This window comes from Gillisia hiemivivida (assembly GCF_007997295.1).
GTDB lineage: Bacteria > Bacteroidota > Bacteroidia > Flavobacteriales > Flavobacteriaceae > Gillisia > Gillisia hiemivivida.
Window position 1 is genome coordinate 71,740 of record NZ_VORY01000001.1, and the last position, 20,295, is coordinate 92,034.

The 20,295-nt window shown below is 35.8% G+C and carries 15 protein-coding genes; 7 read left to right on the plus strand and 8 right to left on the minus strand.

What is annotated here, in order from left to right; genetic code table 11:
* Positions 1-6: 6 nt before the first annotated feature.
* The 5 genes from ES724_RS00305 to ES724_RS00325 all read right to left on the minus strand — a co-directional run bounded on the left by ES724_RS00305 (position 7) and on the right by ES724_RS00325 (position 6,308).
* Positions 7-1,224: a C40 family peptidase gene (locus ES724_RS00305; RefSeq protein WP_146928147.1), complete on the minus strand. Its 1,218-nt coding sequence runs from the start codon at positions 1,222-1,224 to the stop codon at positions 7-9.
* A 224-nt stretch (positions 1,225-1,448) separates the two neighbouring features.
* Entirely contained in the window at positions 1,449-2,459 is a 1,011-nt protein-coding gene (locus ES724_RS00310; protein WP_146928149.1) for a dipeptide epimerase, read from the minus strand.
* 15 nt (positions 2,460-2,474) lie between these two features.
* A complete protein-coding gene (locus tag ES724_RS00315; protein WP_146928151.1) occupies positions 2,475-4,106 on the minus strand; it encodes a glycoside hydrolase family 10 protein in 1,632 nt (543 codons plus the stop codon).
* Positions 4,107-4,179: 73 nt separating this feature from the next.
* Complete coding sequence (gene murQ, locus ES724_RS00320) at positions 4,180-4,998, minus strand: N-acetylmuramic acid 6-phosphate etherase (RefSeq protein WP_146928152.1); 819 nt, start codon at positions 4,996-4,998, stop codon at positions 4,180-4,182.
* A 23-nt stretch (positions 4,999-5,021) separates the two neighbouring features.
* On the minus strand, positions 5,022-6,308 hold the full coding sequence (locus tag ES724_RS00325; RefSeq protein ID WP_146928154.1) for a sugar MFS transporter: 1,287 nt from the start codon (positions 6,306-6,308) through the stop codon (positions 5,022-5,024).
* A 288-nt stretch (positions 6,309-6,596) separates the two neighbouring features.
* Between ES724_RS00325 and lepA the strand changes: the two genes are divergently transcribed.
* A complete protein-coding gene (lepA, locus tag ES724_RS00330) occupies positions 6,597-8,393 on the plus strand; it encodes a translation elongation factor 4 (RefSeq protein ID WP_146928156.1) in 1,797 nt (598 codons plus the stop codon).
* Between the two features lie 89 nt (positions 8,394-8,482).
* On the opposite strand, the gene ES724_RS00335 is transcribed toward lepA, so the two are convergent.
* A complete protein-coding gene (locus tag ES724_RS00335) occupies positions 8,483-10,345 on the minus strand; it encodes a cation:proton antiporter (protein ID WP_146928158.1) in 1,863 nt (620 codons plus the stop codon).
* Between the two features lie 299 nt (positions 10,346-10,644).
* On the opposite strand from ES724_RS00335, the gene ES724_RS00340 reads away from it, so the two are divergent.
* The 6 genes from ES724_RS00340 to ES724_RS00365 all read left to right on the plus strand — a co-directional run bounded on the left by ES724_RS00340 (position 10,645) and on the right by ES724_RS00365 (position 18,732).
* The gene (locus ES724_RS00340; protein ID WP_146928160.1) at positions 10,645-11,508 is read left to right on the plus strand and encodes an MBL fold metallo-hydrolase; all 864 of its coding nucleotides are present in this window, start codon (positions 10,645-10,647) and stop codon (positions 11,506-11,508) included.
* An 8-nt stretch (positions 11,509-11,516) separates the two neighbouring features.
* On the plus strand, positions 11,517-13,193 hold the full coding sequence (locus ES724_RS00345; RefSeq protein ID WP_146928162.1) for a S8 family peptidase: 1,677 nt from the start codon (positions 11,517-11,519) through the stop codon (positions 13,191-13,193).
* 6 nt (positions 13,194-13,199) lie between these two features.
* Entirely contained in the window at positions 13,200-15,047 is a 1,848-nt protein-coding gene (locus ES724_RS00350) for a M1 family metallopeptidase (protein ID WP_146928164.1), read from the plus strand.
* A gap of 97 nt (positions 15,048-15,144) precedes the next feature.
* Complete coding sequence (rnpA, locus tag ES724_RS00355; RefSeq protein WP_026836851.1) at positions 15,145-15,537, plus strand: ribonuclease P protein component; 393 nt, start codon at positions 15,145-15,147, stop codon at positions 15,535-15,537.
* On the plus strand, positions 15,518-17,152 hold the full coding sequence (locus ES724_RS00360; RefSeq protein WP_146928166.1) for a S41 family peptidase: 1,635 nt from the start codon (positions 15,518-15,520) through the stop codon (positions 17,150-17,152). Before rnpA ends, ES724_RS00360 begins: the two co-directional genes overlap by 20 nt.
* A gap of 119 nt (positions 17,153-17,271) precedes the next feature.
* On the plus strand, positions 17,272-18,732 hold the full coding sequence (locus ES724_RS00365; RefSeq protein WP_146928167.1) for a serine hydrolase domain-containing protein: 1,461 nt from the start codon (positions 17,272-17,274) through the stop codon (positions 18,730-18,732).
* Between the two features lie 199 nt (positions 18,733-18,931).
* Here ES724_RS00365 and ES724_RS00370 read toward each other — a convergent pair whose 3' ends face one another.
* A complete protein-coding gene (locus tag ES724_RS00370) occupies positions 18,932-19,372 on the minus strand; it encodes a GNAT family N-acetyltransferase (RefSeq protein ID WP_146928169.1) in 441 nt (146 codons plus the stop codon).
* Positions 19,373-19,383: 11 nt separating this feature from the next.
* Positions 19,384-20,292, minus strand: a complete 909-nt coding sequence (locus ES724_RS00375; RefSeq protein ID WP_146928171.1) for a cation diffusion facilitator family transporter — start codon at positions 20,290-20,292, stop codon at positions 19,384-19,386.
* Positions 20,293-20,295: the final 3 nt, after the last annotated feature.

Below are 20,295 nucleotides of genomic sequence, written 5' to 3' on the forward strand. Positions count from 1 at the left end.
AGTGATTTACTTTTGGGCATCTATTTTTCCGTAGAGATCACTTTGTGAAAGTCGAATTACTTTTTCGCTGTCCGGCAAAATTCTCTTAGTTCTAAGGTATCTGTTGTAATTATATTCGTCAAAATCTGCAGCAGTGGTATCTGTAGTGCTAATATGAACGTTCCCCAAAGAATGAATAAATTGCTTATCGCCTATCCACATTCCAACATGTACCACCTTCTCTGAAGTAGAATCTGTTGCTTTTCTTCCGAAGAATAAAAGGTCTCCAGGAATCAATTTTTCAAAGTTTCTGGTAGAATCAATCAGTTTTCCGGCATGGACTTGTTGAGAAGCATCCCTTGGTAAAACAATTCCATTCAAGAAATAAATAGTTTTAGTGAATCCGCTACAATCTACTCCTTTAGAAGAAGTGCCACCCCATAAATAAGGTAATCCCATCAAAGATCTGGAAGTGTTTACCAAATTTTCTTCGGAAGGATCTAAAGATTTTATCCATTCTGGATATAATTTAGCTTCGTCTTTTTTAATAAAAGCAGTAGTTCCCGAAGGATATTTAACCTCATAAAAAAAGCCTTTTTCACTCACTATTTCTACAACATTCCCTGCAACAAGATCTGAAACTACTTGTGCTTTATCGGAAGCTTCAATATAGGAAGATCCAAAAGTATTTGTGAAAATAAGTTTAGGTTTGTTCAGCCATATTTCCATTTCTGAGTCCGACATCAATTGGATTCCGCCTTGATCTACCCATGCTAAATATTTGTCTGGAGTTTGCACCAAATACCAATCACCTTCTTTTTTGAGAACATTTAAAGGGGTTCCCATAGTGGCCTGTGTAGCTAATTCTGCAGAGTGTGCCGGATTAGATCTAATATTCGCTACTGAGATCTTAACCACAGCATTTGAGGTGTTCTTAAGCTCACCCTCTGGTAAAAGATGTAAACTATCTGTAAATTCAATGTTTTTAGCTGCTAATTGAGATCGCAAGCTATTAACCGCATCGGGAAGATTTGAATCTCCTTTCACTATCAATTTACCATCCTTCTTATAAGATTCAACTTCAAAAAGAGCTACTCGCTTATCTGGAACATATTCATTTTTAACCTCTAAAATAATAGAATCTGCTTCTGAATTTGTTTCTTCTTTCTCCTCCTTTTTATCACAGGAGGTTATTACTAACCCAATTGCCGCTAGTCCAATTACACTTTTTATATATTTTCTCATTTCAAAATTTTCTGTTTGTATTTAAATCTAGTTTAATAGAAATTGTCATTCCAGACTGATTGCTATCGGTAAATCTCTATAAAATGAGATTTTTCTTTGTCATTCCGACGAAGGAGGAATCTCGATATAAAGAGATTCTTCACTCCATTACATTGCGTTCAGAATGACACACTTTTAAAATCTTTTATAAAAAGCATCTCAACTCCGCTCGATGTGACATTTAGTCAAAGCAACTCAACTCCTGTTCCATTTCTCTCAGGAAATATAATTTTTCCATTTGCTAATTTGACGCCATCTGCAATGTCATTTTTCAGCAATAGTGCGCCATCCATATCCACATAATCTAGCAAAGGCAATAGTTGTGCTATTGCAGAAATACCCACACTAGATTCGGTCATACAACCTACCATGATTTTCAAATTTAGTTTTCTGGCTTCAGAAATCATTCGTAATGCAGGAGTAATTCCGCCGCATTTAGTGAGTTTTATGTTGATGCCATGGAAAAATTCACTGCATTTTACAACATCCTTTTCTACTAAGCAACTTTCATCTGCGATTATAGATAAGACCGAATTTTTAAACACTTCCGGCATCCCTTCATTATTATCTGCAGCTAAAGGTTGTTCAATAAACTCAACATTTAATTCCTTTAATTTTATAGCGTTTTGTATGGTTTCTTCTACTCCCCAGGCACCATTTGCATCTACCCTAAAAGTTGAATCGGTATGTTTTCTTAGTTCCTTAATGATCCTAACATCATCTGTAGTTCCCAGTTTTATTTTATAGACCGGCCAAGGAAACTGACGGATCTTATCGATCATTTTCTCAACAGAATCTATTCCAATGGTATAATTGGTGATCGGAAGATCCTTTAGCTCTAAGCCCCACATTTTGTAAAGAGGCTGGCCGTTGTTTTTTCCATGCAGATCGTGCAGCGCCATATCTAAAGCACATTGTGCAAATGGCTGATCTTTTAATAGCGGATAAGTAAGTTCCCAAAGTGCTTCTGGATTTTGCTGAATATTCTCCTTTAAAATTTGTCCCACCTTTTTAATCGCAGCAATCATTCCTTCTGCAGAAACACCGTAATAGGAAGTGGCAGCAGCTTCGCCATATCCTGTGTAATTGCCTTCAGAAATAGCGACGATCAAGGTTTCTTGAAAATTTCTAGACCCATGCGAAATGGTAAAAGTGTCCTTTAGTTCCAGATCGAAGGTGAAGAATTCCAGTTTCATAGTTGATTTTTATAACTAGAGTTTTATCTCTTTAAAATCGCTTTCATTACCTGTTCTTCCAACAGCAGTTACTCCTACTGCCAATAAAGGCATTTTCTTTCCGTTCTCAATAAGTAGTTTGTCAATGTCTAGATTGGTTTCTTTTCCACTTAATATTTTATATTCCCAGCTTGAAGCATATTTGTAATAAACCACCCAATTTGAGATCTCTTGAGTATCTGCTTTTTCCCATGCTATATTAATTTTTCCTCCTTCAGAAATAATTTGAGTCTTTGGCGCTGCTGGCGACTTTTTGTTCAGCCACGGGCTAGCCGGTATTAAGGCTTCGTTTTTATATGGACCCTCTATTAATCCTTTAGAAATATTAGGGTATTTAAGCAAAGAGCCTATGCTCCAATGAACGGCTCCTTTGCTGTCTGGCAACATTCCTCGAGTAAGCATGATTTGGTTGATGGTTTCATCTACATTCTTGGTATCTCCCCCAAAATCTATATTTATTCCTGGCCATAAATGGCGTTTTTCGCTGTTCTCACTTTCCCACCATCCCAATAACACTGGAAAACTCTGAGCCGTTTGGTTGATCTTCCAATACAACTGAGGTGTAAAATAATCTATCCAGCCTTTATTCAACCATAATTTGGCATCGGCATATAATTCATTGTATTGATCCAAGCCAGAGATAGATTTTGGAAATCCCGGTCTCCAGATTCCAAACGGACTTATTCCGAATTTAACCTCCGGTTTTTCAGCTTTAATATCTTTATAGATACGCTCTACAAAACCATTTACTTCATCTCTTCTCCAATCTGGTTTAGTAAGCTTTCCGCCTGTTTTTAAATAGGCTTGGTAACTTTCTGAATCTGGAAAATCCTGCCCTTTATTATAAGATGCATAAGGATAGAAGTAATCGTCGAAATGAATTCCGTCTATATCATATCTTTTAACGATATCCATAACCACAGCAGCAGAATGATCTTGTGTTGTCTGTTTGGAAGGATCCATCCACCACATTCCGTTATTTAAACTCACCATAAATTCCGGATGCATTTTTACCGTAGATTTTGGACCAACTACTCCACCTGTAGAATGATGTGCACGATATGGGTTTAACCAAACATGTAATTCCATCCCGCGATTATGGGCTTCGTTCACCCAAAATTCCAAAGGATCGTAATATGGATCCGGAGCTTTTCCTTGTTCCCCAGACAAAAAGAAGGACCAAGGTTCTAAATCACTTTTATATAAGGCATCTGCCTGAGGCCTTGCCTGAAAGATCACAGCATTGAAATTATGATCCTTTAAATAATCTAAAAGCGCGAGTGCTTCTTTTTGTTGTTGTGCGGTAGAAAGTCCAGATTTACTTGGCCAATTTATGTTTGCAACAGTAGCAACCCAAGCCGCTCTAAATTCGCGCATTGCAGTTGGCCCTTTGCTGTCTTTAAGTTCTACTATTGGCTCTTCAATTTCCGGATTCTCTATAATTTCTACGGAAGGAATTGGTCTCTCGGGAACGTTCTTATTTAATACTTCCGGAACCTCCTGTTTCGGTTTTTCCGGAGATTTTGTAACGGCTTTTTTAGCTGAACAAGCTGAAAGTAGCGTCAGACTCACAAATAGAAGCGCAAGAATGATTTTATTTCTACGCATAGTTTTTATTGGGGTTATAAGTGAATTTTTGAAGTCTTCTTAAAGTAAAAACTACTAAAGAGTTCCAACTATTTTAAAGCTCATTTTTATATTTTTTAAGCACCTCTCGAACATTCTTATGCTCTTGAAGCATTTTTGCAGCCAATTGCTCTTCCACATTCAGCTCTGCCATGATCATTCTAATTCCGCGATCTACAAGCTTACTATTAGAAAGCTGCATATCTACCATTTTATTGCCTTTTACCTTGCCTAATTTTATCATGACTGCAGTAGAGATCATGTTTAAAACCAATTTTTGGGAAGTTCCAGATTTCATTCTAGTGCTTCCGGTTACAAACTCAGGACCAACTACAATTTCTAATGGATATTCTACAGCCTTAGATAATGCCGAATCTTCATTATTGGTGATACATGCAGTTGCAAGTCCGTTCTTTCTGGCTTCTTTTACACCTCCAATTACATAAGGAGTGCTTCCAGAAGCTGCAATACCAAGTAGAACATCATTTTTATTAATATTGAATTTTTGAAGATCTTTCCAGGCCTGTTCTTGATCATCCTCTGCATTTTCTACCGCTTTTCGTAGTGCTCCATCGCCACCTGCAATTAAACCGATAATTACATTATCTGAAACTCCAAATGTTGGCGGGCATTCTGAGGCATCTAATACTCCTAACCGTCCGCTGGTTCCTGCTCCAATATAGAAAAGTCGGCCATTGTGCTTGGAGATCTTATCCACTATCACATTAACCACTTCTTCGATCTTCGGGATAATCTTTTCTATGGCTTGGGGAACTTTTTTGTCTTCAGCATTCATGTTCTTCAGCAATGCTGAAGTGCTCATTTTTTCCAGATCCTCATAATTAGAACTCTGCTCTGTGGTCTTCTGATTCATGGGTTTTATTTCAATAGACAAATTTAATCTCTTCTAATTTTATATCCAGAGGTCGCGAAGAATAATATGAACAAATAACAAGGGATCACTACCCAATAGGCCTCTTGCGGAGAAGAAAGATCTGCGAAATATCCATAAACCAATGGCATAATAGCTCCACCCGCGATTGCCATGATTAAAAACGAAGAGCCAACTTTAGTAAATCTCCCTAATCCTGAAATTGACATTGGCCAAATTGCGGGCCAAACCAAAGCATTTGCAATACCCAATAATGAGATGCACAATACTGATATAAATCCATCGGTGAATATGGCAGCAAGCCCAAGTACTAATCCGATAATTGCAGAGATCTTCAATGCTTTTTCTTGAGATAGATATTTAGGAATACAAAGAATCCCTATTACATATCCAACCAACATAGCGATTAAGGTATAGGTAGTAAAGAATTTCGCATTTGCAAAAGATATTCCTTGAGCCACCCCATAACTTATTACCGTATCGCCGGCAATAACCTCTACTCCTACATATAAGAACAGTGCCAATGCTCCCAATAATAAATGTGGGAATTGAAAAATACTAGTTTTTTTACTATTGGTATTTGCCAGTTCTTCATCTTCCTGATCTGTATCTACTTCAGGTAAAGTTGAGAAATAGATCAAAATTGCCAGAACAATTAGTACTGCCATCATCACTAAATATGGAAAGATCACTCTTTCTGAAAGCAGATCCAGTTCTACTATTTTTTGTGCTGTCGGCATAGTTTTAAGGTTCTCTACCAAAGCATCCACATCTTTTAATGCGATAGCTCCAAGAATAATTGGAGCAATAGAACCAGCTACTTTATTACAAATTCCCATAATGCTTATCCGCTTTGCTGCACTTTCTATAGGTCCAAGAATGGTCACATATGGATTAGCAGCGGTTTGAAGTATTGCCAAACCTGTTCCTTGAACGAACAAGCCTAGCAGGAACAATTCATAAGTACGAGAATAAGCTGCAGGCACAAAAATCAGCGATCCAACTGCCATCACCAACAGACCCAGAGACATTCCTTTTTTAAAACCCGTAATTTTTAAGATCCAGGCTGAAGGTAATGCCATTACCAGATAAGCGATATAAAATGCGAAGGTCACTAAATAAGCTTCAGAATAATTTAACTCGCATGCAATTTGTAAATAGGGAATAAGTACTGAATTCAACCAGGTTACAAACCCGAAAATAAAAAACAAAGCACCTATAATAAATATAGATTTGTTTGTACCGGAAGATTTATTTACTTCAACAGGATTGGCAATAATAGGGTCTTTCATGTATAGATTTGTTGCTGCTATTTAGATATTTCTTCAGAAAATTTCGGTTTTAAAAGAGTTCTTTTAAAATTTAAACCAAGATATACATTTCAAGCAGAAAGCTTAAAATCAATCTGTTTAATTTCCGAAGAAAAAAAGACCAGAGTGAATATTTCATAAAATACAATCTGCCAGAAGGCTGCTATTTATCTATTTAAGATAAATTCTTTAATGGTTTCTAAAAAAACTATATTTGTAAGCTTAAATAAGATTGCCAATTACAGGCAATACCTACTCTGAAATTGACTCATGAAGAACATACGTAACTTTTGTATAATTGCCCATATAGATCACGGAAAAAGTACTTTGGCAGATAGATTGCTTGAATTTACTGGATCTGTGACCGATCGTGAAAGTCAGGCCCAATTACTGGACAGTATGGATCTGGAACGTGAGCGTGGAATAACTATCAAGAGTCACGCGATCCAAATGAATTATACGTATAAAGGAGAAGAGTATGTATTAAATCTTATTGATACTCCGGGACACGTTGATTTCTCTTATGAGGTATCTCGATCTATCGCCGCCTGTGAGGGCGCATTGCTAATTGTAGATGCTGCACAAAGTATCCAGGCACAAACTATTTCTAACTTATACCTGGCATTAGAGAACGATCTGGAAATCATACCTGTACTTAATAAAGTGGATCTTCCAAGTGCAAATATAGAAGTGGTAACAGATGATATAGTCGAATTATTAGGCTGTGAAATAGAAGATGTAATTCCTGCCAGCGCAAAAACCGGGATTGGGATTGAAGAGATCCTTTCAGCAATTATAGAAAAGATTCCTGCGCCAACAGGGAAAATAGATGCTCCGCTTAGAGCTTTGATCTTCGATTCTGTTTACAATCCTTTTAGAGGGGTAGAAACCTACTTTAGAGTTATAAATGGTAGTATTAAAAAAGGCCAACACATAAAATTCGTTGCCACAGGAAAGGATTATTTTGCAGATGAAGTTGGTACCTTAAGATTGAAACAGGAACCAAAGAAAGAAATTTGTGCAGGGGATGTAGGATATTTAATTACTGGGATTAAAGAAGCTCGGGAAATAAAAGTAGGAGATACTATTACTGATGCAAAAAATCCAACTACTGAAGCTGTTGCGGGGTTTGAAGACGTAAAACCTATGGTTTTTGCGGGAATTTATCCTGTAGATACCGAAGATTATGAAGATTTGCGTTCTTCTATGGAAAAACTGCAATTAAATGATGCTTCCTTGGTATTTATCCCAGAAAGCTCTGCCGCTCTAGGTTTTGGGTTTAGATGTGGATTCTTAGGAATGCTTCACTTAGAAATTATTCAAGAAAGATTAGAGCGTGAATTTGATATGACAGTTATTACAACTGTTCCTAACGTATCTTATCATGCATTTACTCATAAAAATCCCGAAGTAAAGATCCTGGTAAACAATCCAACAGATCTTCCAGATCCTTCAAGTTTAAATAGAGTAGAAGAACCTTATATAAAAGCGAGCATCATTACAAAATCAGATTTTGTAGGGTCTATAATGTCTTTATGTATTGATAAACGAGGACAGATTACCAATCAAAACTATCTCACTCCTGAACGAGTAGAATTAACTTTTGATATGCCCCTAGCAGAGATCGTTTTCGATTTTTATGATAGACTAAAAACTGTTTCTAAAGGATATGCTTCTTTCGATTATTCTCCAATAGGAATGAGAGCATCTAAACTTGTAAAAGTAGATGTCTTGCTTAACGGAAGCATTGTTGACGCACTTTCCGCATTATTACATGCAGATAACGCTTATGATATTGGTAAGAAAATGTGTGAAAAGTTAAGGCAATTAATACCTAGACAACAATTTGACATCCCTATACAGGCAGCTATTGGTGCAAAGATCATTTCCAGAGAAACCGTTAAAGCCTTGAGAAAAGATGTTACCGCGAAATGTTATGGTGGGGATATTTCCAGAAAGAGAAAGTTACTGGAAAAGCAGAAAAAAGGTAAAAAACGTATGAGATTGGTAGGGAATGTAGAGATCCCACAAGAAGCCTTTATGGCTGTTCTTAAACTGAACGATTAAGTAGTAAAACCTAATTATAAAATATCAAAAAGGTCCCATAACTTTATAGTTTGGGACCTTTTTAAATTCTTGAAAAGTGGTGTTCTCGCTTATTCCGTAGCTCGTTCTACATCTTCTTTTTTCTGTTCTTCCTGATTTGGAATCTCTTTACCTAGGTATACTAAGGCAAAACCTTCTTTAATTTCTACTTCTTGACTGTGAGATGGGATTATTTTTAAATCTCCTTCTTCATTTTTTACAAATAACGGAACCATTTCAGATTCTGTTTTAGAGATCTCTACAATTCCCTCATAATGCTCTCTGCTATTTAAAACGATCTCATGGATGTTTGGATACCTTCGAGAAACGTCTGTTAGCTTAATAAAGTCGTCTGTATGCGAGAATAAGCCTTGTTCGGGATTTCTTTCAGGATCGTTCATTTCATCGGCAGAGATCAGTCTAAAAGATCCTTGTTCTCCAAATTGCTTCTGAAATTTATCAATTGCAGTTTTGTTTATATCACTGTTTCCTGTAATTGCCATCAAATAACCTATATCACTTAACTCGATATTATTTAAAAGATCATCAGAATATACACTTCCTTCTAAAGCATCAATTCCTAAGGATCTTGCTTTTCTAATGTTATCTGCATTATTATCAACAAGAACGACATGCCTGTTGCTATCCTTCAGATATTTCGCAATAATCCTGGAAACCGAAGATGCTCCAACAATAAGGATTCCTTCAGAATTTGTAATAAAAACTCCTACAAGTTTAGCAAATAGCCTTGCCGTAGTTGCATTCAGTAAAACTGAACACAGTACGATCATAAATACCAGTGGAGTAATATATTCGGCTCCCGGAACGCCTTCACTCGCTAGTTTTAAACCAAATAATGAAGCAATACCCGCAGCTACGATCCCTCGGGGACCAACCCAACTAATAAATGCGATTTCGTTGATTTTTAATCCAGATCCTAATGAGCTAAGAATAACTCCTAATGGACGAATAAGAAGTACTACAATTCCAAATAATATAAGTGAGTTCCAGTTGTAAATTAACAACAGGTCTTCCATTTCCATATTGGCTGCCAAGAGGATAAAAAGGATAGAAATTAAGAGGACGCTCAAGGACTCTTTGAAATACAAGAGTTCTTTTAGGTTTGGTAATTTAGTGTTTCCCATGACCATTCCCATTATCACAACCGCTAATAGTCCGCTTTCATGAGCAAAAATATCTGAAAGCACAAACACTCCTAAAACCGTTGCGAGTGTGAAAACATTTAATAAATAATGTGGAATTACATCCTTTTTTATTGCAAATGCTAATATATGAGCGAAAGTGAACCCAAAGGTAAATCCGAATAAAACGATCTTTCCGAATTCAATAAGTGCGGTTTGCGTGAAGTCTTGTCCGCCTTCCACTAGAATAAATTCATAAACCAATACCGCAACCAATGCCCCAATAGGATCTATAAGAATTCCTTCCCATTTAAGAATGGAGGAAACATGCTTTTTGAGAGGGATATTCCTTAAAATTGGTGTTATTACTGTAGGTCCGGTTACTATAATTAAAGCTGAAAACAGGAAAGAAATCTCCCATGAAAAATCGTAAATAAAATGTACCGCCAGTCCTGCGCCAAAAAAGGTAACTACTACACCAACACTTATTAACTTTAAGATCACTGGCCCTACAGTACCTATTTCACTTTTTCTAAGTGTTAAACCACCTTCAAAAAGAATAATAGCAATAGCTAATGAAACAAAATAAAACAAACTTTCTCCTGGAAATAGGCCTTCTTCACCATTCCAGATAGGCTCTATCCACTTGGTACCGTCTTCAGAAATCATTGTAGAAATTGGTCCCACAAAAAGTCCTATCAAAATAAGCGGGAGAATAGCTGGGATCTTAAATTTCCAAGCCATCCACTGGGCTAATATTCCTAATATAATTATACCTGCGAGTTCTAACATTTAAAAAATTTTAATTAAAAATGGCATTTGCAACCTTTCTTTTTATTCAAAAATTGGTGTTTTTCAAGCCCGCAAAATTTAAATTAGTAGGGCCTTAATTTAATTTTAAAGTAAAGTAGAATTAAAAATGCAAAAATAGGATGTTTCTGTTAATTAAATACAGAAGAATTTATTACAATTTGAATATTCAGTTATAATTTAAACCAATCCTCAATATTATGTTAAAAATATTAAATTCTGAAGTAGAGCCAATAAGTAAGTATAGCGCTTTTAGTACTTTGCATGTTAAATCATAAATTATGAAATTATATCCTATTGAAGCGGGTAATTTTAAACTAGACGGGGGAGCCATGTTTGGAGTGGTGCCAAAATCTTTATGGAACAAGACCAATCCTGCAGACGATAACAATATGATTGATATAGCTGCCCGCTGCTTATTAATTGAAGAAGGCGATAAACTGATCCTGATAGACACAGGAATGGGCGACAAACAAAGTGAAAAATTCTTTGGTTACTACTACCAATGGGGAGATCATTCTATTGATAATTCTCTAAAACAACACGGGTTTCATAGAGACGACATCACCGATGTATTTATGACCCATCTTCATTTTGACCACTGCGGGGGAAGCGTGCAGTGGAATGAAAACAGGACCGGATACGAACCGGCATTTAAGAATGCCAGGTTTTGGAGCAATAATGATCATTGGTTATGGGCAACACAACCTAATGCTCGTGAAAAAGCATCCTTCTTAAAAGAAAATATCATCCCAATGGAACAAAGCGGAAAGCTTCATTTTCTAGAAAAGGAAGCTAGTAAAACCTTAACAACTTCAGAGGAACTGGGTTTTGGTGTATTTTTTGCAGATGGACACACAGATAAACAAATGATCCCTCATATTTCATATCAAGGAAAAACATTGGTTTTTATGGCAGATCTATTGCCAACAGTAGGGCATATTCCATTACCGTTTGTAATGGGGTACGATACCAGACCTTTACTAAGCCTTAATGAGAAAGAACTTTTCTTGAATAAGGCGGCAGATGAGGAATTCTATCTTTTTCTAGAACATGATGCCCACAATGAGATAATTACCCTTAAACACACCGAAAAAGGTGTACGACTAGATAAAACTTTTACTTTTAACGAATTATTTAACTAAACCCCTTTATGAAAATACCTTTTTATAAACCCCTATTTATTGCAAGTATAGCATTTATATTTGCTGCCTGTGGTACTACAAATCCAGTTCTTATTTCTACACCGGTAGAAAACATAGATGAAATTCCTTTAAAAGTTACACCGCTCACAGATATTCAATTAAAAAATTGGGGGCAGTATGATCTGGTTACAGATACTATTCCAGGAATGAGTATAAATAAGGCTTACAGCGAAATCATAAAAAACAAGAACGGAAAATCTGTTATTGTTGCTGTTATTGATAGCGGTGTGGATATAGCTCATGAAGATCTAAAAAGTGTTGTTTGGGTAAACAGAGATGAAGTAGCCAACAATGGTAAGGATGACGATAACAATGGATACATAGATGATATTAATGGGTGGAATTTTCTTGGAGATGCGGTTGAGGAAAATTTGGAATATACACGTATCTATAAAAGATTGAAGTCTAAATATGATGGAAAACCTGCCAACGCAATAAGTTCTGGAAATAGAGCCGAATATGATCTATATGTAAATGCTAAGGCAGAATATGAAAAAGAATACAATGAGAACCTTCAAAATAAAACTCAATACGAACAGATAAAACAACAACTTACAATTGCCCATAAAGCGGTTTCAGCAAAACTTGGAAAAGAAGATTATACCAAGAAAGAATTAGCAGCTATGGAAGCTACTACTCCAGAAATGCAGCAGTATAAAGCAATGCTTTCTCAAATTCAGAATAATTTAGATGAAAATATCCCAACAGCATTAAAGGAATTGGATGAGGCTATTGAGTATTTTGCAAATAGAATAGATACTCACTTCAATTTAAACCTTGATGGAAGAGCTATTGTGGGGGATAATCCTTACGATATCACAGACAATAAATATGGAAACAACAAAGTCTCTGGCCCTACAAAAGATAAAGAAGATGTTAAGCATGGAACTCACGTTGCAGGAATAATCGCTGCAAAAAGAGATAACAACATCGGGATAAATGGGGTAGCTAACAATGTGAAGATAATGGCGATACGTGCAGTGCCAGATGGGGATGAATATGATAAAGATATCGCATTAGGAATTCGTTATGCAGTAGATAATGGTGCAAAAGTAATTAATACTAGCTTTGGGAAATACTTCTCTCCAAATCCTGAATTTGTGACAGATGCATTAAAATATGCAGCTTCTAAAGATGTTCTAATCGTAAACGCAGCTGGAAACGAAGGATTGGATCTGGATACCAAAATGGTATATCCAAACGATCAAACTCCACAAAATTCAACTGAAATAGTAGATAATGTATTGACAGTGGGAGCTTTAAATTATGAATATGGTTCTGGTTTGGTTGCAGGCTTTTCAAACTTCGGAAAATCGAATGTAGATGTTTTTGCACCGGGAACTAAGATCTGGTCTACTACTCCAAATAACACTTACGAATATTTACAGGGCACTTCTATGGCGGCTCCTGCTGTAGCTGGTGTGGCTGCGATAATTAGATCTTACTATCCAAAACTATCTGCTGCACAAGTTAAAAGTGTAATTATGAATAGTGGTATTCCAACAAAAGCATCTGTAACTGTTAGTGAAAATACGCAAACTAAAAAATTTGCAGATCTTTCCGTTTCTGGAAAAATGGTAAACTTATATAACGCATTAATTTTAGCTGAAAAAGAATCCAAATAATATATTATGAAGAAAATATTTATAGCAATTACATTATTTACAAGCATTTGGGCGCAGGCTCAAAACAACACTTCCTATTGGCAACAGCATGTAGATTACAAAATGGAAGTGGATATGAATGTGGAAAACTTTCAGTACACAGGAAATCAAGAATTAAAGTATACCAACAATTCTCCTGACACTTTAGATCGTGTTTTTTATCACTTGTTTTTTAATGCCTTCCAACCCGGAAGCGAGATGGATGTTAGATCCAGAACTATAAAAGATCCCGATAGTAGAGTAGGAGATAGAATTTCTAAATTAACCGAAGCAGAGCAAGGTTATTTAAAAGTGAATTCTTTAACCCAAAATGGAGCAAGCCTTTCATTTAAGGAAGTTGGAACTGTATTGGAAGTTGAACTTAATAAGCCACTTTTACCTGGTGAAAATACAACTTTTAAGATGGATTTTAAAGGGCAAGTGCCTCAGCAAATTAGAAGATCTGGAAGAAATAGTGCCGAAGGAGTAGCGCTTTCTATGACGCAATGGTATCCTAAAATGGCAGAGTATGATTTTCAGGGATGGCATGCAGATCCTTATATAGGACGTGAATTTCATGGAGTTTGGGGTGATTTTGATGTAAAGATCTCAATAGATAAGAAATTTACGATAGGTGGAACCGGATACCTTCAAAACCCACAAGAAATTGGACATGGTTATGAAGCTGAAGGAGTTAAAGTAACACCACAAAAAGGTGAGAAACATACCTGGCATTTTGTAGCACCAATGGTGCACGATTTTGCTTGGGCTGCAGACCCGGAATTTATTCATGATAAAAGAACTGCTGCAGATGGAACTGTATTACATTTCTTATACAAAAACAATCCCGAGATAAAAGAAAATTGGAAAAACCTTCAGCCAAAAACCGAAGAGTTATTGCTTTATTTTAACGAGCATATTGGCCCATACCCATGGGATCAATATTCTGTGATCCAAGGTGGAGATGGTGGTATGGAGTATGCCATGGCTACTTTAATTACCGGAGAACGCAGTTTTGGTAGTTTAGTTGGAGTTACGTCACACGAAATGGCACACGCTTGGTTTCAGCATTTAATGGCAACTAACGAAAGTGTACATGAATGGATGGACGAAGGTTTCACATCTTATATTTCAACATTAGCAGAAAATGAAATCAGCGATTCCAAAGAAGAGAATGTATTTGCACGTTCTTTTAGAGGATATGTTGGTTTGGCAAAATCTGGAGTAGAGCAACCACAAAGTACCCATGCAGATAGATATGCTCTTAACGGAGCTTATGGAGCCGCGGCTTATACCAAAGGTTCTGTTTTCTTAGCACAGTTAGGATATATAATTGGACAGGAAAACCTTCAGAAAACATTAAACAGATATTACGACGAGTGGAAATTTAAACACCCAACTCCAAACGATTTTATTAGAATTGCTGAAAAAGTTTCTGGAGCAGAGTTAGATTGGTATTTAATAGACTGGACGCAAACAACCAATACTATAGATTATGCGATCACAGATCTTATTGAAGAAGGACAAACAACAACAGTGAATCTTGAACGCAAAGGATTAATGCCAATGCCATTAGATATTAAGGTTACTTATACCGATGGAACTTCAGAAATGATCCATATTCCGCTTAGAATGATGCGTTGGGTTAAACCAGCAGAGACAGGTATGGACAGAACACTTGCCAAAGATTGGGCTTGGGCTTATCCTACTTATAAATTGACCATTTCTAAGCCAAAAGATTCTATTAGCAGCATTGTTTTAGATCCGGCCGGATTAATGGCCGATATAAACAGAGAAGATAATGTGTTTCCTATGACTGCTTCTGAAAACAAATAGTTAGTATAGATAAATACATTATTTAAGAGTAAAAGAAAATCCGTTTTGGGAATTCCCAAAACGGATTTTTTTAATTTAGCCGAATCAATTGGTAATAATGAACGAAACCTTTCCTGCTTCAGAAAAACTGAAAAGCAAAATTTTAATAGATATCCTTTTTACTGAAGGGAATTCCATTAAACAGTTTCCCATTAAACTTCTTTACCATCCTATAAAAAACCCAGAAATTACTACTTGTAAAACTGGCGTTTCCGTTCCTAAACGGAATTTTAAAAAAGCCGTAGACCGCAATTATTTGAAAAGGCTTATGCGAGAAGCTTTCAGGAAAAATAAGTATCTTGTAGAAAGCAACTTAAACCAGAAATATGCGTTGATGTTCATATTTACAGCTCGTAAAAATTATGAAGCTCAAGAGATCTCAGATTGCATTATTAAGCTTTTGAACAAATTAAAAGAAAAGGAGACCGCTCATGAAAACCAGGATCATTAAAAGAATTTCGGTTGTATTTATCGCTATAAGCCTCTTTATTGGTGCTAGCTCTTTTAGAACCGATTTTTTCGAAATAGCTAAACAATTAGAAATATTCACTACTCTTTTTAAGGAGCTGAATATGAATTATGTAGATGAGACGAATCCTGCAGAGTTGATGGATACTGCTATTAAAGCAATGTTAGCAGATCTGGATCCTTATACTAATTATTATAACGAACAAGATGTTGAAGCTGCAAGAATGAATACCGCCGGGGAATACCAGGGAATTGGAGCCGCAGTGAGAATTCAGAAAGAAAGTTTTGTGATACTTGAAACCTATCAAGGTTTTCCTGCAGACAAAGCTGGTTTAAAGCCCGGTGACGAAATAATAGAGATTGGAGGCCTGTCTGTAGCCGATTTTACCGATAATGCTTCAGACTTGCTTAATGGCGCTCCAAATTCACAGATTACTCTTACTTATTTAAGACAAGGAAAGAAACTTTCTACAACCTTAACCAGAGGCATGGTTACTCTAAAAGCAGTTCCGTTTTATGAATTATTAAGTGATAATACGGGGTATATTGTGTTATCCAGATTCAATGAAAATGCTTCTTCTGAAACTATTAAAGCTTTAAAGGATCTTGAAGCCCAAGGAGCAACCAAGATTATTTTAGACCTTAGGGGCAACCCAGGTGGTTTATTGAGCGAAGCTATAAATGTGAGCAATATTTTTCTTGATAAAGGCCAATTAATAACCACAACAAAATCTGTAATAGAAAAGTACAACAGGGAATATTTCACTCAAAAAGAACCTATAAACACTAAAATTCCATTGGTGGTAATCATAAATGGGCGCAGTGCATCGGCAAGTGAAATTGTAGCAGGTGCTATACAGGATCTTGATAGAGGTGTGATTGTGGGTGCCAGAAGTTTTGGAAAAGGGCTTGTGCAACGTCCTAAGGAGTTGGCATACGGTACACAGTTGAAACTCACTATTTCCAGATATTATACTCCAAGCGGACGCTGTATTCAAGCCTTAAATTATCGCGAACGAGATAAAGATGGGAAAGCGATTCGTACTAAAGTGGAAGATTACAACGAGTTTAAAACCAAGAGCGGAAGAAGTGTTTTTGATGGAGGAGGGGTCTTGCCAGATGTTACTTTAAAGACTTCAGAATTTAGTGCAATTACCAACGCGTTGTTGGCTAGCAATGCTATTTTTGATTTTGCTACCCAATATTATTATACTCATAAATTGGAGAGTCCTCAAGCTTTTGAATTTACAAATGAAGATTATAGTGCTTTTAAAGCATATCTGGATAAAAGTGATTTTAGCTACCAGACTCGTACCGAAAAAGACTTGGAAGAGGCTTTATTCACTGCTGAACAGGAAGGTTTTAGTGAAAATATTCTTGATAATTATAAGCAAACCTTAGCTGAAATTGAAACAGCAAAAAAAGCAGATCTAGAAGTTAAAAAAGCAGAGATCACCACGCTTTTGACAGATGAAATAATTAAAAGATATTTCTATCAGGAAGGTTTATACGAACACTACGTTATTAATAATCCTGAAATAACCGAAGCACAGGCTATTTTGGAAAATAATTCGAGATATTCAGGGATTTTGAAATAGAAGCTAAGGTTTTGTATAGCTATTTTATAAGCCTTGCGTAACCCTTTGTCGAGACAACTAGATGTTTCAGGGTGTTTATAAAAATAGTTGGTGGTAATTTTGATACAGGATCTAAAAAAATGAAACAGATTTTAACCACATTATTTACTCTTATTTTATTCGTATCTACGACCTGCGGACAGACTAAAGAAGAAAATGAGACTATCCAACAAATAACCACATACCTCTCAGAACTTGAGAAAGTTGGTTTTAATGGCTCTGTCCTAGTTGAGTTAAATGGAAAGCAAGTTATTTCAGAAGGCTATGGCTTTAGCGACAAAGAGCGGCAACTCAAAAACTCATCGACTACAATTTTTGATATTGGCTCTATTACCAAGCAATTTACTGCGGCTGCCGTTCTAAAATTAGAAATGCAAGGCAAACTTTCAACAGACGATAAACTTTCAAAGTTTTTTGAAAACATTCCAAAAGACAAAGAAATAATCACGATCCACGATTTGCTTCGCCATCAATCAGGACTAATAAGCAATGTTGGGAAAGACTTTGAAAAAATTAGCAAAGAAGAATTTTTGAATAAAGTTTTATCTTCAGAATTAAGGTTTGAAGTCGGGACAAGTTTTTCCTACTCAAACATAGGATATAGTTTATTGGCTATGATAATTGAAAAGGTTTCAGGTCAAACTTATGAAACCTATTTGTATGAAAACTTGTGGAAGCCTGCACAAATGAAATTAACAGGTTACTCAAGACCTGAATTTGATAGAGATCTCATTGCCGTAGGATATTACAAAGACGATAGAATTTGGGGAAAACCAACTGATAAAGAATGGGACAAAACTGCACCCTATTGGCACATGAGAGGCAATGGCGGAATTCTTTCAACTACCGAAGACCTATACAAATGGCATAAAGCATTAACCGGAGACCTTATATTATCTAATGAAGCAAAAAATAAATTATACCAGCCAAAAATAAGAGCCGAAGAAGATTATAGCGCAATTTATGCTTATGGGTGGGATGTTTCAGAAACGAATCGAAACACGACCAGGGTTTGGCATAATGGAACGAATAATTTCCTATATGCAGACTTCCTAAGATATATTGATGAAGGAACTACCTTGATAATGCTTTCTAATAAATCACACTCTAATTTTGATGAGCTTAATCAAGAAATTTCACAAATAATATTTAATCCAAAATATATCCCAGTTATTCCGGTTGCTGATAATGAAATTAACCGAAACTTTACAAACTATATTATTGGAGCAATACAAGAATTTGGATTAGAAAAAGCTAACGAAGAATATCAAAAGAAAGCTAATAGTCAAAGTCTATTAGAATTTATGATGCGAAATGAAGGGCTTAACAATCTTTATAATAGTAAGCCTGATATAGCAATGCAGATTTTCCAAATGAATGTATTTGTTCATCCAAATGTAGCAAAAGCATTGCAGGCATTAGGAGAGGGATATATGGAAACAGGAAAGAAAGAATTAGCATTAAAATTTTTTAATAAGAGTTTAAGCATTAATCCTGACAACCCTTTTGCAAATAAAATGATAAAAAGACTTGAAGAATAGAAAAAATGATGTTAACATCGAATAACAGCAAATAGCCGGAATTTGTGCAAAAAATGCTTTTTTATACACCAAGTAACCAACAGCAAAATAGAGAAGAATCTTATAATATTCCAACTATTTGGCTTAACCAAGACCGAGATACTGAATCAATTCCGATAGCTATAGGAACAACGTAAAGTAAATATTTAATCTACAAATTTTAAGCCTTGATCATTGAAATATGAGGGATTCCATCTTCCAGATATCCTTCTCCTGTTTGCTTAAAATTGTGACTTTCGTAAAATTTAGTAAGGTATTTTTGAGCAGAAATTCTTATGTTTTTAGTATTAAACCTGCTTTCAACTTCTTTTATTGAGGCTTTAAAAATATCGTGACCATAACCATATTTTCGATGATCTTCTTTAACTAGAACCCTTCCAATAGAAGCTTCTTCAAAATAAAAACCTTTATTAAAACATCTGGTATAGGCCACTAATAAACCTTCTTTATATCCTAAGATATGCAGCGCTTTCTGGTCTTTTCCGTCAATATCCTGATATACACAATCTTGTTCTACCACAAAAACTTCAGACCTAAGAGCTAGCACTTCATATAATTCTTCCAAGCTTAACTCCTGAAACGTCTTTACTTTAATTTGCATATTTTTAATTTTTAATCCTGAATAATTAGATCTTCATTGTCGCACTTTCCAAATTCAGGTTGAATATTCACATGATTAATTCCGTAGGAATGATATACCAATTCTTCAATTTCAGAAAGGAGCTCCTCAAATTTTGAAAGGCTTATATCTTCATGAAAATCTACATGTGCCTCCAGATGAATTTCGGCTTCGTTTAGTTGCCAAACATGTAGATGATGTACATTTTTTATTTGTGAAATAGTACAAATATTTTCAGCTATGTTTTCCAAAGCAAGATCGCTTGGAGTAAAAAGCATAAGCACTTTAGTAGCCGATCTCAACAGATCATATCCTACAATAATTAGATATACCGCGATAGCTAATGTAAGAACACTATCTACCCAGAAAATTTGATAATACTTCATTAATAATCCACCGGCAAGTACAGCGACAGAAGCCATCATATCTGTTAGCAAATGTAAATATGCAGACCGCATATTAAGGTTGGCTTTACTGTCTTTTTTTAAAAGCAACACACTTAAGCCATTACCAACAATCGCCAAAAGGGATAGCCAAATAACGAGATTGGAATTTATAGGTTCTGGATTCTGAAATCTTTGAACTGCTTCAATAATAAGAATAACGGCCACTACAATAAGGGTAGAAGCATTTACAAAAGCTGCTACTATCTCGGCTCTTTTATAGCCAAAAGTGTGTTTTAAAGAAGCATCTCTTTTAGAAAGAATATTAGCTATATAACTTACCAGTAAAGAAAGTACATCACTAAAGTTATGTAGCGCATCTGAGAGTAATGCTAAACTTCCACTTAACAAACCACCAATTACTTGCGCAAGTGTAATTCCTATATTTAGAAATATAGAAAACAAAAGGTTTTTACCTTTTATATCTTGAATAGGTCCATGAGCGTGGTTGTGTCCCATTAA

Bases quoted from the DNA above. Each gene is read 5' to 3' on its own strand.
- ES724_RS00305 (WP_146928147.1), bottom strand. From the start codon at position 1,224: ATGAGAAAATATATAAAAAGTGTAATTGGACTAGCGGCAATTGGGTTA.
- ES724_RS00310 (WP_146928149.1), bottom strand. From the start codon at position 2,459: ATGAAACTGGAATTCTTCACCTTCGATCTGGAACTAAAGGACACTTTT.
- ES724_RS00315 (WP_146928151.1), bottom strand. From the start codon at position 4,106: ATGCGTAGAAATAAAATCATTCTTGCGCTTCTATTTGTGAGTCTGACG.
- murQ (WP_146928152.1), bottom strand. From the start codon at position 4,998: ATGAATCAGAAGACCACAGAGCAGAGTTCTAATTATGAGGATCTGGAA.
- ES724_RS00325 (WP_146928154.1), bottom strand. From the start codon at position 6,308: ATGAAAGACCCTATTATTGCCAATCCTGTTGAAGTAAATAAATCTTCC.
- lepA (WP_146928156.1), top strand. From the start codon at position 6,597: ATGAAGAACATACGTAACTTTTGTATAATTGCCCATATAGATCACGGA.
- ES724_RS00335 (WP_146928158.1), bottom strand. From the start codon at position 10,345: ATGTTAGAACTCGCAGGTATAATTATATTAGGAATATTAGCCCAGTGG.
- ES724_RS00340 (WP_146928160.1), top strand. From the start codon at position 10,645: ATGAAATTATATCCTATTGAAGCGGGTAATTTTAAACTAGACGGGGGA.
- ES724_RS00345 (WP_146928162.1), top strand. From the start codon at position 11,517: ATGAAAATACCTTTTTATAAACCCCTATTTATTGCAAGTATAGCATTT.
- ES724_RS00350 (WP_146928164.1), top strand. From the start codon at position 13,200: ATGAAGAAAATATTTATAGCAATTACATTATTTACAAGCATTTGGGCG.
- rnpA (WP_026836851.1), top strand. From the start codon at position 15,145: ATGAACGAAACCTTTCCTGCTTCAGAAAAACTGAAAAGCAAAATTTTA.
- ES724_RS00360 (WP_146928166.1), top strand. From the start codon at position 15,518: ATGAAAACCAGGATCATTAAAAGAATTTCGGTTGTATTTATCGCTATA.
- ES724_RS00365 (WP_146928167.1), top strand. From the start codon at position 17,272: ATGAAACAGATTTTAACCACATTATTTACTCTTATTTTATTCGTATCT.
- ES724_RS00370 (WP_146928169.1), bottom strand. From the start codon at position 19,372: ATGCAAATTAAAGTAAAGACGTTTCAGGAGTTAAGCTTGGAAGAATTA.
- ES724_RS00375 (WP_146928171.1), bottom strand. From the start codon at position 20,292: ATGGGACACAACCACGCTCATGGACCTATTCAAGATATAAAAGGTAAA.